General features: G+C 22.8%; 16 protein-coding genes and 1 riboswitch. Of the genes, 8 read left to right on the forward strand and 8 right to left on the reverse strand.

Annotated elements, in window-relative coordinates; translation table 4 throughout:
- The 7 genes from T397_RS0101770 to T397_RS03890 are packed head-to-tail and all read right to left on the reverse strand — an operon-like array spanning position 1 to position 7,567.
- Positions 1-1,200: a peptidase U32 family protein gene (locus T397_RS0101770; RefSeq protein WP_027123968.1), complete on the reverse strand. Its 1,200-nt coding sequence runs from the start codon at positions 1,198-1,200 to the stop codon at positions 1-3.
- Positions 1,187-2,113 (reverse strand): U32 family peptidase, encoded by a 927-nt coding sequence (locus tag T397_RS0101775; protein WP_027123969.1) that lies wholly within the window; start codon positions 2,111-2,113, stop codon positions 1,187-1,189. The genes T397_RS0101770 and T397_RS0101775 overlap by 14 nt, the downstream gene beginning before the upstream one ends.
- Before the next feature lie 18 nt (positions 2,114-2,131).
- Positions 2,132-2,725: an O-methyltransferase gene (locus tag T397_RS0101780; RefSeq protein WP_027123970.1), complete on the reverse strand. Its 594-nt coding sequence runs from the start codon at positions 2,723-2,725 to the stop codon at positions 2,132-2,134.
- Positions 2,712-3,137: a Holliday junction resolvase RuvX gene (gene ruvX, locus T397_RS0101785; RefSeq protein ID WP_027123971.1), complete on the reverse strand. Its 426-nt coding sequence runs from the start codon at positions 3,135-3,137 to the stop codon at positions 2,712-2,714. The genes T397_RS0101780 and ruvX overlap by 14 nt, the downstream gene beginning before the upstream one ends.
- Positions 3,138-3,139: 2 nt before the next feature.
- Entirely contained in the window at positions 3,140-5,863 is a 2,724-nt protein-coding gene (gene alaS, locus T397_RS0101790) for an alanine--tRNA ligase (protein ID WP_027123972.1), read from the reverse strand.
- A 24-nt stretch (positions 5,864-5,887) separates the two neighbouring features.
- Complete coding sequence (gene mnmA, locus T397_RS0101795; RefSeq protein ID WP_036448610.1) at positions 5,888-7,033, reverse strand: tRNA 2-thiouridine(34) synthase MnmA; 1,146 nt, start codon at positions 7,031-7,033, stop codon at positions 5,888-5,890.
- A gap of 6 nt (positions 7,034-7,039) precedes the next feature.
- Positions 7,040-7,567 carry a hypothetical protein gene (locus T397_RS03890; protein WP_036448613.1) on the reverse strand — a complete coding sequence of 176 codons (528 nt, stop codon included), beginning with the start codon at positions 7,565-7,567 and terminating at the stop codon, positions 7,040-7,042.
- A gap of 253 nt (positions 7,568-7,820) precedes the next feature.
- Between T397_RS03890 and leuS the strand changes: the two genes are divergently transcribed.
- The 8 genes from leuS to pheT all read left to right on the forward strand — a co-directional run bounded on the left by leuS (position 7,821) and on the right by pheT (position 17,076).
- Positions 7,821-10,250 carry a leucine--tRNA ligase gene (gene leuS / locus T397_RS0101805; RefSeq protein WP_027123974.1) on the forward strand — a complete coding sequence of 810 codons (2,430 nt, stop codon included), beginning with the start codon at positions 7,821-7,823 and terminating at the stop codon, positions 10,248-10,250.
- Positions 10,251-10,274: 24 nt separating this feature from the next.
- Positions 10,275-10,380: riboswitch (TPP riboswitch) on the forward strand.
- A gap of 43 nt (positions 10,381-10,423) precedes the next feature.
- A complete protein-coding gene (locus T397_RS0101810; protein WP_027123975.1) occupies positions 10,424-11,527 on the forward strand; it encodes an energy-coupled thiamine transporter ThiT in 1,104 nt (367 codons plus the stop codon).
- Between the two features lie 284 nt (positions 11,528-11,811).
- Entirely contained in the window at positions 11,812-12,393 is a 582-nt protein-coding gene (gene infC / locus T397_RS0101815; protein ID WP_027123976.1) for a translation initiation factor IF-3, read from the forward strand.
- Positions 12,394-12,423: 30 nt separating this feature from the next.
- Positions 12,424-12,615 (forward strand): 50S ribosomal protein L35, encoded by a 192-nt coding sequence (gene rpmI, locus T397_RS0101820; RefSeq protein ID WP_027123977.1) that lies wholly within the window; start codon positions 12,424-12,426, stop codon positions 12,613-12,615.
- 22 nt (positions 12,616-12,637) lie between these two features.
- A complete protein-coding gene (gene rplT, locus T397_RS0101825) occupies positions 12,638-12,985 on the forward strand; it encodes a 50S ribosomal protein L20 (RefSeq protein ID WP_027123978.1) in 348 nt (115 codons plus the stop codon).
- A gap of 2 nt (positions 12,986-12,987) precedes the next feature.
- Positions 12,988-13,488 (forward strand): dUTP diphosphatase, encoded by a 501-nt coding sequence (locus T397_RS0101830; RefSeq protein ID WP_027123979.1) that lies wholly within the window; start codon positions 12,988-12,990, stop codon positions 13,486-13,488.
- A gap of 49 nt (positions 13,489-13,537) precedes the next feature.
- On the forward strand, positions 13,538-14,548 hold the full coding sequence (pheS, locus tag T397_RS0101835; protein ID WP_027123980.1) for a phenylalanine--tRNA ligase subunit alpha: 1,011 nt from the start codon (positions 13,538-13,540) through the stop codon (positions 14,546-14,548).
- A gap of 5 nt (positions 14,549-14,553) precedes the next feature.
- Positions 14,554-17,076 (forward strand): phenylalanine--tRNA ligase subunit beta, encoded by a 2,523-nt coding sequence (gene pheT, locus T397_RS0101840; RefSeq protein WP_027123981.1) that lies wholly within the window; start codon positions 14,554-14,556, stop codon positions 17,074-17,076.
- Positions 17,077-17,097: 21 nt separating this feature from the next.
- On the opposite strand, the gene rnhC is transcribed toward pheT, so the two are convergent.
- A complete protein-coding gene (gene rnhC, locus T397_RS0101845) occupies positions 17,098-18,021 on the reverse strand; it encodes a ribonuclease HIII (protein ID WP_027123982.1) in 924 nt (307 codons plus the stop codon).
- Between the last annotated feature and the right edge of the window lie 94 nt (positions 18,022-18,115).

Below are 18,115 nucleotides of genomic sequence, written 5' to 3' on the forward strand. Positions count from 1 at the left end.
TTATTGAATTCTTCCTATAAAACCTTTACTTATTTTTAAAAATCTTTTGTTATTAAACTTTAAAAAATATGTTTGCATAGGTTTATTTGCAAATTCAATTTTGTTTTTATTTTTGTCCAAAATTGAAATTAAAGTTAAATTTTTATATTTGTTTTTTGGTCCAAAAATTGTAAATTTTTGATTTAATTTAAAATAGTTTCTACTGTTAACTTGAATAAAATTTTTATCTATTTTATCAACTACAAAAGCAAATCTTTGTTTTAATTCTCGCTCTTCATCATGATAAAGCATTTCTTTTGTTGTTGGTTGTCCTTTGCTAAAAGCAATACTACTTGGTCTATTTTCTGCATATTTAAGATCATTTTTAATTTTAGAAAATGATTTATCATTATTGGTATCAATTAATTGACGATATGCTTTTGTTACAGTTGCAATATAATTTAAAGATTTCATTCTTCCTTCAATTTTTAATGATGCTACTTTTAACTCCATCAATGTCTTAATATATTTTAATAGCATCATATCTTTTGGCGACATGGTAAATAAATTTGTATGTTTTATTTCTTTTTCTTTATCGATTAAATCAAATTTTCATCTACATGATTGTGCGCACCCGCCAACATTTGCATCTCTTAATGATCAATTATTTGACATCATACATCTCCCGGAATAAGAAATGCACACAGCGCCATGAATAAAATACTCTATTTCTACTTCATTTTTTAAATTTTTCATTAATTCTTTTAACTCGTTAATACTAACTTCTCTTGCTAATACAACTCGAGAAATATTATTTTTTTTTCAGAATTTTGCGGCAGCAGAATTAGTTACTGATTGTTGGGTTGACAAATGCAATTCTCATTTAGGGTATTTTTTAGTTAAATAATCAATAATATAAGGATCAGCAACAATTAAAGCATCTACACCCGTTTTGTATAAATTTTGAATGAATTTAGGAAAACCTTTTATTAAACTATTGTGACAAATTACATTTAATGCAACATAAACTTTTTTATTTTTTTTGTGTGCATATGCACAAGTTTTTTTTATATCTTTCATAAAAAAATTTGATGCTTGGGAACGTAAAGAATACGCCTTTCCACCTAAAAATATTGCATCAGCACCATAATCTAATGCAATTGTGGCTTTTTCAAAATCACCTGCTGGAGATAGCAATTCAATTTTTTTATTTTTTTTCATTTTTAATTAAATGTAAGTTATCTTTTATTGAACCTAAAAAACCTAAAGATATTTCATTTGGTTTTGAAATATCTTTTGCTTTATTTCAAAATAAATTAATAGTCCTTTCATCTACTTTGTTTTCTTTTATTAATTTTAATAATTCATCATACAAATAAGTTATTTTAAAACATCATTCCTTGTTTTGCATAATGTTATCGATTCTTATAAAATCAATATTCATATTTTTTAATTCATTAATTATTTTAATAATGCATAATTCATAACCACTAAACATATGTGTTCCAAATTTATCTTCAAAAATAGCATTTGGATATTTTCTTAATGTTTCTTTTATTCAATAAAATTTTTTTGAATCAATTCTTAAATTTGCGTAATTATTGAAATTTGAAATCATCTTTCATCTAGAGTGCATAATAAACAAAAAACCATGAGCTTGAATTTCAAGTTTCATTTTTTTGGGTTTATTTTTACAAATTGTTAATAATTCAGATTTAAATAATTCTCTTGATAAAACTAAATGATTAATATTATTTTTCAAGAAAAATGGAAATTGTCCATAACTTGTTACCATTGTTTCTGGATGATATATTAAATTAAATTTAAGATTATTTTCTTTGCATAATTGCGGAATAGCATAATCTTGAAAATATATTCCATCAATTGGTAATTCATTTAGTTTTTTTAAATTGTTTAGTAATTTTTTTAAATCTGGTTCAAAGAAAAATTGATTAACTAAAATAAAAACTTTAGTTTTTAGTTTGTTAAGAGTAATTTTTTTTATTTCATTTCATGTAAAATAATTTGCACATCGCAAACTTATTTCTTTGTTTCCTATTAAAATACAATCTATTTTATTTTCAATAAAATTAATAGCTTGTTCATAATCAAAAGGCATTGTTATTAATTTCATAAATTTAACTTAAGATATTTATAGTAATTGAATTATGACTAAACCATCACCTGATTCATCAACAAAAATATTGTATCTTTTTTTATCTAATAAATTTATGTAATTTTGTAATTCATTGTTTTTAATAATTAATTTTTCATAACGCTTTTGAAATTTTTCATTTTGTTTTTTACGAATGTCTTTTAAAAATAAATTATCTACAACACATATTCCATTTTTGTTTAAAAAATTGAAACTTCTTTCGATATATCAAATTAATTTATTTTTTGGACCATCTAAAATGATGACATCATATTTATTAATATTTGTGCTATTAAAAAAAACATTCGCATCTTTATTCAAAATATTTATTTTTGATTCATTTTTTAATAATTTTTTCGCTATTTCATATCGTTTAATGTTTTTTTCAATAGTTGTTATTTTTTTTACTGAAGTAATTTCACTTAAACAATATGAACTATATCCGCAACCTGTTCCAATTTCTAAAATCGTGTTTAAATAATTGTTATTTTCTAAAAAATTTATCAAAAAATCTAAATTAGATTTTCGCATATTTGCGACATTATTTAATTGACTTTCTTTTAAAATAGATTCTTTTTTATCTTTGTTCATTTAAAAAAAATTCCAAAATTAAAACAGCACTAATTTTATCAATATTTTTTGATCTTAAAGATGCTTTTAATTCCATATCAAAAAGCATTTCATTTGCAATTTTAGTTGTATATCTTTCGTTTTGTAATTTATATTTGCAATTTGGAAATTGTTTAATTAATTCATTTACAAATTTTTCCACTCGTTCAGTAGCTTTATTTAAAGTTCCATTTTCATTAATTGGTCAACCAATAATAAATTCTTTAATTTCATAGTTAAAACTTTTAATCTTTGATTTTAATAAATTAACAGCTTGATTAAAATTATTTTCATTAAATCGTATAGTTGTTAATGGACTTGGAATTTGTGTGTCAACATGACATATAGCTACACCTAATGTTTTTGATCCAACATCTAAACCTAAAAAATACATCGTTAAATTTTTAATAACTCTTTTATATCGTTAATAGATAAAGTTTTTAGGCATCCGCCCTGAGCGTATTCTTTTTTGCCGCCACCTTTACCATCATATTTTTGATTTAATAATTTGATTATGTTGTTGGCAACTAAAATTTCATTAATTGGTTTTTTAATTGATGCAAAATACTGCGTTTTATTATTTGTTTTATTAAGAATTAAAAATAATATATTTTGATATTCGTTGCTAGCATTAGATAAAGCAATGCTTATTTTTTTGCTATCAATATCATTAGTTTCCAAAATACTTATGTTGTCATTTATATTTTGAATTAAGTTTAATTTAATTTCGTTAGCTTCATTTTCTTGATTTTGTTTATCGTACTCTATCTTTATTTTTCGATAATCATTTATCAATTCATTAAATTCATTGTTTTTTTTGCGAAGTTCTTCGATATTTTTTGGAAGAACAAAAGAATTTATTTTATTAATTAAATTTTGATTATTAATTTTTATAGATTCTATTTTTATGCTTTCAATTTCATTGTGCATTTTTTGTATTTGTTTTTTTAAATAATTTTCAATAGTTTGATGACTACTAATGATTTCAATACGTCAAGAACCAACACCATTAGATATTATATTTGTAATAAAACAATTCTCAATTTCATATGTGTTGTTAACATGTGTTCCGCCACAAAGTTCTACACTATAATCAGATATTTTTATAACCCTTAATTTGTCATGTTTTTTATATTCATCATCAAAATAAGCAATAGCATTTAATTTTTTAGAACCTTCTAGATCAGTATAAATGATTTCAACAGGTATTTTTGCAGCAATAACCTTACGAATTTCTTTTTCTATTAATTCTAGTTGATCATCTGTTAATTTTGAAGGGTGTGTGAAATCTAATGTAGCTTTTTGGGCATTTTTAAATGCGCCTTCTTGTTTAATAGATTCACTTATAACTTTTTTTAATGTTGAATGTAATATATGCTCTAGTGAATGATTTTTTCTTGATTGTTTTCTTCACAATTCATCATGTCACAATATTCATTTTTCATTTAATTTAAAAGAAGCATTTTTAAAATGATGTAAATGTTGTAAATTTGGTGCTTTTATAATATTATCAAAATGAACTTTTTTAAATGCTTTTTTGGCATAACCATCATCGTGTTGTTGACCACCTGAAGTTGCATAAATTACTGTTTTATCAAAAATTACATATCCATTGCCGTTTTTAATTTTATTTTGTGGTTTAAATTCATCATCAAATAATGCAACAACTTTTGCTTTTATGTAATTTAATTCATAATCAAATTTGGATAAAACATTGCATTTTAGTAAATTTTCATTTTGTTTTTCTATTGCGGCAACCTGATTATTATTTTTAGAAATTAATTGGTGATTTTTAAATAATTCATCAAATTTATCTCAATCCACATTAACATTATTTATTTTTAAATTTAACGAATTTTCAGCTTTAATTTTGGCATCATCTAAAAACTCTTTTGCAAATTCAATTGGTAATCCATATGTTTCTACCAATTTAAAAAAATTTTCAGTGTTTAAAGTATTTTCGCTAATTTGATTTTTAAACAAAACAAACGCTTTATCAATTGTTTTAGAATAACTATTTATTTCACTTAACAAAGTTGTTTTAATTTCATCTTGCTTATCATTTAGTTCTTTAAAAAAATCTTTGTATAAATCAATTACAGATTTAATAACCGGCTCAGCTCAATTATCTTTTATATTAAGTTTTTTTGTATACAACACAATTCTTCTTATTAATTTTCTAATTGTGTAATTTCTTCCTTTTGGTCCTGGAATAACTCCGTCTGACACTGCAAAAACAACAGCTTTTATGTGATCAGCTATTACACGAAAATATGTTTGCTTCTTTTTGCTATTCACATCATTTGAAAAATAATCTTCAACATTGTATTTTTCTGTAGTAAATTTTTCTATTTCTCTAATTATTGGTAAAAATAAATCTGTATCAAAATTTGTTGGAACATCTTGAATAATAGAAGCTAACCTTTCTAATCCTGAACCTGTATCAATATTTTTTCTTGCTAATTCTGAATAGTTATCATTGCCATCATTGTTAAATTGACTGAAAACTATATTTCATATTTCAATATATCGATCATTTTCTATATCTTCATCAAATAATTTTATTCCAATATTTTCTGGATCATATTTAATACCACGATCATAATAGATTTCAGTACAAGGACCGCAAGGACCTTGCTTTAAATCTCAAAAATTTCGATCACGATTACAACGAATTATATGAGTTGGATCAATTCCGACATTAACTCAATATTTATATGCATCATCATCGTTTTCATATATAGTTATATATAGTTTATTTTTATCTATTTCATATTCATTTATTAATAATTCATATGCAAATTTAATTGCATCTTCTTTGAAGTAATCACCAATAGAAAAATTACCCAGCATTTCAAATAAAGTTTGGTGTCTACTTGTGACGCCAACATTTTCAATATCATTTGTTCTTAAACAGCGTTGAGAATTAGTTAATCTTGGTGCTGGTGGATTGCTTTTACCTGAAAAATAATTTTTTAATGTTGCAATACCTGCATTAATTCATAATAAGGAATTATCATTTACAGGAACCAAAGATTTTGATTCAACAATATAGTGATTTTTACTTTTAAAAAAATCTAATCATTTTTGTCTAATTTCATTCCCTGATAGTTTTTTCATATTTGAAAGATATTCCTATATTTTTTAATGGTTTTTTGCTTCTAATATTTTACCACCACCTATGCAAATATTTTTTTGGGTATAAATTGCAGCATATTGGCCAGGAGTAACAGATTTAGATTTTTCTGGATAAAAAATCTTTACATTAGTTTTATCAATACTTTTTATAAAACATTTTATTAATTGTTGTCGATGTCTAAATCTCACATAAAAAAATTCATTTTCTCAATTTATTGATTTAGGTTCTATAATTCAATTAAATTCAATTAAATTAGCAATATTTGATTCTAAATATTGATCACTATTTGACTTTAGTGCCACATACAAAATATTTTTTTCTTTATCTTTTCCAACAACAAAAGTTTTTTCCTTCATCCCCCCAATATTTAAACCTTGTCTTTGACCTATCGTATAAAAAAGTGTTCCATCATGTTTTCCAATAATTTTATTGTCTGGCAATAAAATAATATCTCCTGAATTTTTATCAAAATAATTTTCAAGAAATAATTTGAAATTTCTTTCACCAATAAAACAAATTCCAGTTGAATCTTTTTTATTTGCCACTATTAAGTTATTGTCGTTGGCAATTTTTCTAACTTCAGATTTTAAATAATTAGCTAAAGGAAAAATAACATTATTTAATTGTTCTGATTTTAAATAACATAAAAAGTAAGTTTGATCTTTATTTAAATCTTTAGATATTTGCAAATAATTTTGGTTATTTTCATTGATTAATTTTGCATAATGACCTGTTGCTAAAAACGCATTTGGATAATTTTTATTTATGTATTCTTTTAATACACCAAATTTTATAAAATGATTACAAAGTATATCAGGATTAGGTGTTAGATTATTCTTATAATCATTCAACATTTTACTGAAAACTAAATCTCAATATTCTTTAACAAAATTAATTTTTATTAATTCAATTTTTAGTTGATCAGCAATTTTTTTTGCATCGTTAAAATCCGTTTCTGATGAACAACCTATTTCAAGATCTTTTAAATTGTTTCCTAAAAAATCTCCATTTAACTCCTTATCCCAGTTAACCATGTAAATTCCAATAACATGATAACCTTGTTCTTTTAGTAATAATGCACTAACTGAAGAGTCTACGCCGCCCGACAAACCAACAATTACTGTTTTTTTATTATTTTCTATGTTATTCATACTAATCTAAATATTTTGTTGTTTACTTTGTTTTTTTTCGTAATATGATATGTATGCTTTGTAATATTTATGTTGCAAAAACAATTGACATTTTTGCTGTAATGGTACCATAAATATTAAATATCCAAATATTGAACAAATAAAAGGTATAAAAATACCAATAATAGATAAAATCAGTCCAATTTTACTTTTCTTTTGTAACATTTCTATATTAAAAAAAAATTTAATTGGTTCATCTGTATATTGTTTTTGTTTAATTTCATTCGATTGATATCATATTTGAAAAATTGTAGTTAATATAAAAATAAGTTTAAAAATTATGTAAAGTGGCAAAGCTATATACAAATTTATAGTATTAATTTGAATAATAATTGTTGCCAATATTAATGCTGCTAAAATGTTAAATAAAATACCAATAACAAAACCAGTATGAAAAATTCAAATTTTAATTAAATTTTTTTTAATTTTATTTCAAAATTCAGTGTAACTAAAATTATATAAAGATTCTATTTTAATTGATTTAAATTTATTCATTGTTCTATTTACCTTAATTTTATTATGCTTTAAAAAATATTTTATTTCTTTAAAAAGATATCAAAATTTTGTAAAAAAATAAATTTCTTTTTTCAAAGAAAATACATTTATAAATTTTTAAAAAATAAAACATTTATTTTTTTAATTTAAAAAAATTAATAAAATTTATAATTTGGAAAGTAATTTGTTTTAAGATTTTTTTACTTCACTCAAATTTTAAGCAGATTGTAAGTATTTAATATAGGTCATGTAAATGCAATATAATCATAATTTAGTTGAAAAAAAATGAATTGATTTTTGGGATAAAAATCAAACATATAATTTTAAAGATGATTTAAACAAACCTAAATTTTATGTTTTAGATATGTTTCCATATCCATCAGGAAAAGGATTACATGTTGGTCACATCAAAGGATATACAGCAACAGATATAATTAGTCGTTACAAAAAAGCTTGTGGTTATAGTGTAATTCATCCTATAGGTTATGATGCGTTTGGATTACCTGCTGAACAATTTGCAATAAAAACAAATAAACATCCAGGAACTTTCACAGAAGAAAATATTAATAATTTTAGACGACAATTAAAAATGATGGGATTTAACTACAGTCCTAATTTAGAAATTAATACAACTGACCCAAAGTATTATAAATGAACTCAGTGAATATTTAATGAACTTTATAAAAATGGTTTGGCAGAAATATCAGATATCGAAGTAAATTGATGCGAAAAATTAGGAACTGTTTTAGCTAACGAAGAAATTTTAACTGATGAAAACGGTAACAAAATTAGTGAAAGAGGTTCTTATCCTGTAACTAAAAAAATTATGCGTCAGTGAATTTTAAAAATAACTAAATATGCTGACAAATTATTAGATGGATTAAATGTAATTAATTGAAATGAATCTATTAAAAAAATGCAACGGGATTGAATTGGTCGAAGTGATGGAGCTTTAATAGATTTTAATTTAGAAAATAATAACAAATTAACTGTTTTTACAACTAGACCAGATACCATTTTTGGAGTAACTTTTTTATTGATTTCTCCTGAAAATTCTTTTTTAGAAAAAATAATTAATCCGAGTTATAAAAATGATGTTGAAAAATATTTAATTGAAGTTAAAAACAAATCCGAAATTGAAAGAAAAGATAAAGCAAATAAATCTGGAGTTTTTACAGGTTCTTATGCTATCAATCCAGTAAACAAAAAGAAAATTCCTATTTGAATAGCTGATTATGTATTAAATAATTATGGTACAGGTGTAGTAATGGCTACTCCGGCACATGACAATAGAGATTATCAATTTGCAAAATTACATAATTTAGAAATTATTAAAGTGATAGACAATTCTTTGGAAAATGAACCTTATTTAGGTGATGGAATTCATATTAATTCTGATTTTTTAAATGGTTTAAATAATCAAGAAGCAATTCAAAAATCAATAGAATATGTTGAAAAAAATTTTATTGGAAAAAAGACAACCACATATAAATTAAGAGATTGAATATTTTCGCGTCAAAGATATTGAGGTGAACCATTTCCAATAATATTTAATGAAAAAAATGAAATTTTTTTAATAGAAGATTTGCCAGTAGTTTTACCACCTATGGAAACTTTTGAACCTAATCCAGACGGTTTACCACCACTTGCTAATGCTACAAAATGAATTAATGTATTTATTGAAAATAAATTGTATCGAAGAGAAACAAATACTATGCCTCAATGAGCAGGCTCTTGTTGATATTATTTGGCTTATTTGATGAAAATTCATAATGATGCATCTTTAGAATATTTGCCATTAAATAGTAATGAAGCAAAGAAAAATTTTGATCGTTTTTTGCCTGTAGATATTTATGTTGGTGGTCAAGAACATGCGGTTTTGCATTTATTGTATGCAAGATTTTGGCATCGATTTTTGTATGATATTGGAATTGTTTCAACTCCTGAACCATTCATGAATTTAATAAATCAAGGAATGATTTTAAATTCTGATGGGACTAAAATGTCTAAATCTAAAGGAAATATTATAAATCCTGATGATATTTGTAATTCACATGGTGCTGATGCTTTAAGATTATATGAAATGTTTATGGGTCCTATTACAGCATCCTTAGCATGAAATGATAGCGGTTTAGATGCGATGCGTAAATGATTAGATCGTGTTTGAAATTTATTCCATAAAATTAATATAGAAAATTTGGATGAAAGTTCAAACGAAGAATTATTGCATTCATATCATGAATTTTTAGAACAAGCTAATAAACATTTAGATAAAAATGAATTTAATTTGTTAATAAGTAAAATGATGGTATTTATAAATAGTTGTTATAAAGTTGATAAAATTCCTAAAAAATATTTACAAAATTTTGTTATTATTTTAAGTTTCGTTTGTCCATTTATAGGTGAAGAGTTGAATTTATTTTTAAATATGGATAAAAACACAAGTGTTTATGATTTGCCAATGCCGCAACATAATCCAAAATACATTGTTGTTAATGAAATAACTATTTCTTGTATGATTAATGGAAAATTTAGAGAAAGTTTAAAATTTAAAATAGATGCTTCAGAAGAAGAAGTAAAAAATGCTTTTATAAATAATAAAAAAATTAAACAATACATTGACAATAAAGAAATTAAAAAAATTATTTTCGTGCCAAACAAAACAATTAGTTTTGTTGTTTAATTTTTATAGTGCTAAAATCAAACTATTAAAAGGCAGAGGTACTATTTTCATTTCTTGTCGAAAATGGTTGAGAAATACTCTTGAACTTGATCTAGTTAATACTAGCGTAAGTAGCCTAATTTCTTTTTATCTAACCTTTTAATATTTAAATGATTTGGATTTTTTAAAAGGTTATGCAAGTAAATAATGTCAAAAAAGAATTAGGTACACAAGATTTTGAATTATTAAAAAAACAAGATATTGATTTTATTAATTTTCAAATCAAACAAAAAAATTATCAAATTAGTAAATTTTTGTTTTTTCAAAAACAACAAAAATTATTAATAAAAGAAATGTTTTGATTATTTACAAATGCATTGTTAAATATAGCAACAATAATTTTCATTTTCTTAGAATCATTTCAAATTCATTTAAAAATAGGTGTAAATTCTGCAACTAATGAAAATATTTTTATAAGTTCGTGAGTTTTTATAATAATTTTTTTCATATTTAATTTTTTAATATCATTGATATGATCATTAACTATAAAACTAAATTTCAACAAAAAGATAAGTTATTTTTTCATTAGTTTTTTTAGCATTTTTTTTATTTTTTTAAAATTTCCTAAATTAATTAATGAATTTACATTAAATAAAAAAGAAATTAAATTTTTTAAAAAAAATTTCATAAGTTTTTTTGAAAACTCTGAAACTTTTTATTTTGTTTTATTAGGTTTATTATTGTCAATTTTTTTGCTAGTCAAATTTTTATTCAGTTTTTGAAAAATTTTTGGCGGATGAAGCATAGAAGTTGATGTTATGTTTTATGTTTTAGTTTTAATCATTATTGATAAATTAAAATTTGTTCTTTTGTTTGCTTTTATTTCACCAATTTTAGCACTACCATTTTCATCAGGATTAATATATCCATTGCAAGTGTTTATAGAATATTTGCTGTCTTATTGAATATTATTACCTATTTGTTTTTTTGCTAATATAAATTTTTTTTTCATCAAAAAGATGCACATTAATTCCAAAAAAAATAAAAATCTTGCAACATTATTATTTTTTTCTTTTTTAACTTTTATTTTATTTTCAATAAAAATGTTTATTCACATTTTAGCAGGAGTTATTTGATGAACTAATAATGATTGATTTTTTTCTTTTGTTTTAAATGCTCAAATTATTTTGGGTTCATTTGCTATTTGTTTACCATTTGCATTAATGAGTATATTACCGATTTTAAAAATTAGAGAAATTCATCAAAATAAAAAAATTCATTTAATAAAAAACATTTAAAAATATATTTTTAAATCTTATTTATTTACATAAAAAATAAAATATGTATAATTAGATTAATTCAAATATAAATTATTTGAATAACAAAAGTAGTTTAAACTCGCCTATTTGACTTAATGTAGAATTAATGTTTCAAGGCTAATTAGTTTTTTTTAGTTTTAAATTTTATATTTAAATTTTAAAAATCATACTTTTGGAATTGACTTTGTTTATTCCATAATATTAGTTTTAATATTAGAGAGTGCAAAGTTTTAATTGTTAATTTATTGGAAAAAAATCATTTAATGAATAATAATCAAAATAGAAATAGTAATACTAATTTTCAAAAACAACAAAAATCAAATAATCCTTTAATGAATGAAACTATTCCTAAAAGAATTGTTTTAATAGATGAAAATTCAAACAATTTAGGAGAACTTTCAAAAGAAGAAGCATTGCAAATGGCTACCGATAAACAATTAGATGTTGTTGTGATATCGCCTAATGCAAAAGTTCCTATTGCTAAATTAATGGATTATGGACGTTTTTTGTATGAACAAAAACGTAAAAAACGCGAATCAAAAAAGAAACAAACAGTTATTAAAGTTAAAGAAATAAATGTTAAACCAACAATTGGTCAACATGATTTATCTTGACGTGCTAATAATGCTAAAGATTGATTAGATGATGGATTTCATGTCAAATTTAGTGTTAAAGCCTTTAATCGATTAATTACTCGTGAAGATATAATTAATAATTTATTTGATTCTTTCATCAAATTAGTAGGGGAACATGGAGAAATTGAAAAGAAATTTGTAAGAACTGCTGCAAATACATATGAAGCAACAATTGTTCCTAATAAAAACTATAAACCTAAAAAAGATTAATTATTTTTTAAAAAAGAAAGGAATAAATTTATGCCTAAAATGAAAACTAAAAGTGCTGCTGCTAAACGTTTTAAAGTTACTAAGTCTGGAAAAATTAAACACAAACATGCTTATACTTCTCATTTAGCACCAAACAAAACAACTAAACAAAAAAGACATTTGCGAAAAGCTTCTTTTGTTGATAAAAATCAATCAAAATCAATTAGAGAATTGTTAAATTAATATTTTTTAAGGAGATAAAATTATGCGTGTTAAAGGCGGACCAGCAACAAGACAAAGACGTAAAAAATGACTTAATGAAGCTGAAGGTACATTTGGTACTAGACATGCTTCATATAAAGTTGCAAAACAAACTGTTATTCAATCAGCAAAATATGCATATCGTGATCGAAGAAACAAGAAAAGAGAATTTCGTGCTTTATGAATTGGGAGATTAAATGCAGCATTGCGCGAAATGGATATTACATATTCTGTTTTTATCAATAAATTAAGAAAAAATAATATTTTAATTAATCGTAAAATGTTATCTGAAATGGCAATTCAACAACCAGAAGAATTTAAAAATTTTGTACAAAGTGTAATGAATAATTAATAATGATTTGGGATTTTAATAAATTAATTGTTATTCAAAAAGAGTTAGACAAAAAAATTTTTAAAAAATTTCATACCCAATATAAATCAACTTCATCTAAAAGAAAATTAGCTTTGATTGTTGAATTATGTGAATTAGCAAACGAAATTCGTTTTTTTAAATTTTGATCTACTAAATCTTCAAGTGAATTAAAAATAATTTTAGACGAATTAGCAGATGTATTTCATTTTGCTTTTACTTTTGCGATTCAATATAAATCATCAAATGTCTATAACATTCCAAACATTAAAAAAGACAAAAAAAACATAAATAGCAAATTAACTATTTATTTTAGTAGTTTAATTAAATTAGCTCAAAATATTAAAGATAAAAAAACTATTGATTTATTTATAAAGCAACTAATTAAACTATCAATAATATTAGGTTTTAACAAAAAACAAATTTTTGAAGCTTATTTATTAAAAAATGAAATAAATTTGCAACGAAATAAATCTAATTATTAAATAATTTAATGTATATTAAATTTATTTATAGAATAATGTGGTATTAATTATGATTAATCACGATGAATTAATTTCAATTTTAAAAAATAAAATTATAGGCATTAACAATACTAGAATTCTTTATGAAATTAAAAATATTTTCACAAAAGAATTTGTTAAACCACTTTATCAAAAATTAGGTAATTTACCAGCAGAACAAAAACCAGAATTTGGTGCAAATCTACAAAAATTAAAAGATGATATTGATTCTTTAATTGAAACTACTGTAAATGATATTGAAAATAAAAATGATCAAATTTTTAGTCCAAAATATGATTTAACATTACCAGCAAGCAATTTGTTTCCTGGCACAAATCATATTTTGAAAAAAACTATTGATGAAATAATTGTTTTTTTCAAAAGGTTTAATTTCAAAATTGTTAATAATAGTGAATTAACTTCAACAACATTTTGTTTTGATATTTTAAATATTCCTATGGATCATCCCGGCAGAAGCTCTAGAGATACATTTTATATTGACAATAAAAGATTATTAAGAACACAATGTACAGCCTCAACAATTCAAGCTGTGTCGCAATTGAATAAAAATAGTGATATTAGAGTAGTTAGTTTTGGAAATGTGTATCGTAATGATACGGATGACGCTACACATTCTCATCAATTTACTCAAATAGATTTTATTTGAATTAGAGAAAATATGTCATTAACTAATTTAAAATGATTTATTCAAGAATTTATTAATTTTATATTTTCAGATAATGTGAAAATACGTTTTCGACTTTCATATTTCCCATTCACAGAACCTTCATTTGAAGTTGATGTTAGGTGTTGAAATTGCCAAAACGGTTGTAATGTATGTAAATATTCTAAATGAATTGAAATTTTAGGAGCAGGTTTATTACATCCTGTTGTTATTAAATCTTCAGGTGTGAATCCTAAGTTTTCAGGTTTGGCAGCAGGTATTGGTGTCGAACGTTTAGCAATGATAAAAAATGAAATTAATGACATAAGAGAATTTTATGAAAATGATTTTCGTTTTAACGAACAATTTAGGGATTAGTTCATATGTTGTTATCTAAAAAAATAATTAAAAGTTTTATAGATGGAATAGAAGAAATTAGTGAAGAAAGTATTGTTAATACTCTTAACGCAATTGGCGCTGAAGTAGAAAACATTTATCATTTTCCAAAAACTGACTCATATGTTACTATTGGGCAAATCAATGAAGTAAGAGAACATCCGCATTCTGAAAAACTTTCAATTTGTAGAGTACGTATAAATACATCACAACTTGTTGATATAGTTTGTGGAGCAAAAAATGTTAAAAATCGCGAATCCGTGATAGGTAAATATGTTATTGTTGCTTTAACAGGTTCAGAACTACCAAATGGTAAAACTATTATGTCTAAAAACATTAATGGAATTATGTCAGAAGGTATGTTATGTTCTTATGAAGAATTAAATCCTGAATATAGAAAATATATTTCAGCTAATGATTTAGATGACATTATTATTTTGAATGATGCAAAATTGTTTGATAAAGATATTTCTAAATATATAAGTACTGATGATGTGATTTATGATATTAGTATTCCTACTAATCGTCCCGAATGACAAGGTGTTCGATTTATTTGTTATGAAATAGCAGCATCATTAAATTTACGTTTTAAAGACAAAATGCGTAATTTTTTTGTTAAAAATCGTCGCTTTAATAAAGCATTTAAAGTATTAAATTATGCTCCATCATTATGTAATTATTATGATGTTATTCATTTAAGAAGCAAAAGAGTAAAAAATTCAACTTGAGATCTTAAAGGTGTATTAATTAATCATATGATTAAACCTATTAATGACATTATTGATAATTGTACTTTAATATCATTAATTACAGGAAATCCAATTCATATTTATGATGCTAATAAAATTGAAGGTCAATTAATTTTAAGAATTTCTAGTAAAAGAGAAACCATAATTGGTTCAGATGATAAAAAATATGAAATTTTCCCTGGTGATTTAATTGTTTGTGATCGAGTAAAAATTGTTGCTTTGGCAGGAATTGTTATTTCCAAAGAAGTAATGGTTAATAATGAAACAACTTCATTTTTAATTGAAATTGCAAATTATAAAAAAACTAAAATTATTGAAACATTAGAACGTTTAAATACTAGTACTTTTTCTGGAAAAATGTTTTCTAAACAAGTGTCATTGTATGCTACAAAATTAACAATTCAACATATTTATCGTTATTTATTAAAAAATAATTTACCGCAACAATTATCAGAATTAAATTCAAAATGCAATGTTGATAGTTTTTGTAGAAAAATACCAATTAATTTTAATGATATTAGAAATTTAATTGGTTTGAGTCAAAATGAATTATCAAATGCACAAATTGAATATAGTTTAAAAAGTATTGGTTTTGATATTAATGGTTCCATGGTATTAGTTCCTTCATATCGTAGTGATATTTGAACATGACAAGATATAGCTGAAGAAGTTGTAAAAATGATTAACATTAATTTGTTAAAACAAGAACCAATAGTGGCTAATTATTCATTAGAGTTTGAAGAAAATAATAATTATGAAATGTTAAAAAAATTGCATGAAAAACTTTGCAATTTACAAATTTCAAATGTTCATACTTATAATTTAACCAATTACGAAGATGCAAAAATATTTGATTTTTTTAACCACAAAGAACCAATTAAAGTTTTGGATGCTAACTCAGTTGAACGCGAATATTTTAGAGTTAATATCATTAGTAATTTGTTAAAAGTTTTAGATTTAAATAAAAAAAGAAAAAATAAATTAATTCCTATTTTTGAACTACAAAATTTATTAACACAAAAGGGTTCAGAACACCATATTGGTATAGCTCTTCCATCAAAATTATTTGAAAATAATTACATTAATAGTGGAATTGAAAATAATTTGTTAACAATGAAAGGTTTAAGTAATATTATTGTTGATAATTTTGGTTTTAGATGTGCTTATAAAAAAATTGATCAATCTGATTATTTAATTACAAATGATTCATTGCAATTAGTTGTTTATAATCAAATTATTGGTTATATTGGTCAAGTTCGACCATCTATTCTTAAAAAATATGATTTAGCAGACACTCCTATTTATGTTTTAGATATAAATCTTGAAAAATTAATAACATCATTAAATAGAATTCAAAAAGAATATGTGACTTATAGTAAATTACAAAACATTGATCGTGATATTACTTTTACATTAGAACCTAATAATGCATTTGATGATTTTATTGAAGTTATTGATTCTATCCCCGAAATAATAAAATGAGAATTAATTTCCATTTATGAAAAAGAAACAAATGAAAAGAATAATTCAATTGTTCAAATTAATGAACTTGAAAATGATTTAGTAACTATTGATACAACTACAGGTATTACTTCAAAATTTGTTCAATCTAACCATATTAAAAATTCAAAAATTATTAATTACACTGTTCGCTATTTCATTGAACAAAATTTAAAAACTTTATCTACTCAGGAAATTAATGAAATTACAAAAAATTTAATTAAATTGTGTGAAATTAAAGGTATAAAAATTCAAAAATAGTTCATTTTAAGTTTTTAAAAATTATTTATTGATTATTTTGTTTGTAAAACTAAAATGTAATTTTACATAAGTTTTTAATTGATCTAAACCATATTTTTTATAAATAAATTCGGCTACATTTAAAATTTTAGAATTAGAAGATCCTAAATATATTTTTAAACCTAATTTTTTTTCTAAATTAGCTATAGAATTTAATCATGCATTTCTAGCTAAAATAGATGCTGTTGCAATAGAGATGTATTTACTTTCACCTTTTGTTTCAAAAATATCTATTTTTATTTTATTTTTTGGATTAATAACATTTATATAATTTTCATAATTTTTTCTGTTTGCAAATTGATCCATAATAATTGAACAATTTTTTAAATCAATTGTGTATTTCTGTATTAATTCAGAAATTGTTTTGTTATGTAAGTATGTTTTGATAATATGAGCGTTTTTATATTTTTCAAATAATTTGTTGTATTCCAATGGATTTAAAACATTAAAAACACTTTTAATTTTTATTTTTTCAATTTGTTTTGCTATTTTTTGAATTTCTAAATCATTAAGTTTTTTAGAATCTTTAATTTTAAGTGTTTTTAATTTTTGAATATCTTCTTTATTCACTAAAACAGCTGCAACACTTATTCCTCCAAAATAATCACCTACGCCTACTTCATCAGATCCAATTTGATTATCTAATAATTTTTTTTGAAAAATTCTTTCTGAAGTATCAATGTGTTTTTTATTATTAAACACAATATTAAAAACATCTTCAGAATCTATTCCTTGAAATAATATTTTATTTGATTTGTATATTGTTACTCTTGTATTATTTAATGTAAAAGCAAAAAAAACATTTTGATTTTTATCATTTATTTTTTTACTTTTATACTTTTTAACAATATTTTCAATTTCTTTGTTAGTAATTTTTTTTGTAATATTTTTATTTGAGTTGTGCATTTGTAAAATATAATTAATTACATAATAATTAATTAAAATATACAATATAATGTTATTTTATTAAAATAATTTTATAAAAATTATTTTGTGACAA

It is taken from the genome of Mycoplasmoides pirum ATCC 25960 (genome assembly GCF_000685905.1).
Lineage (GTDB): Bacteria > Bacillota_I > Bacilli_A > Mycoplasmatales > Mycoplasmoidaceae > Mycoplasmoides > Mycoplasmoides pirum.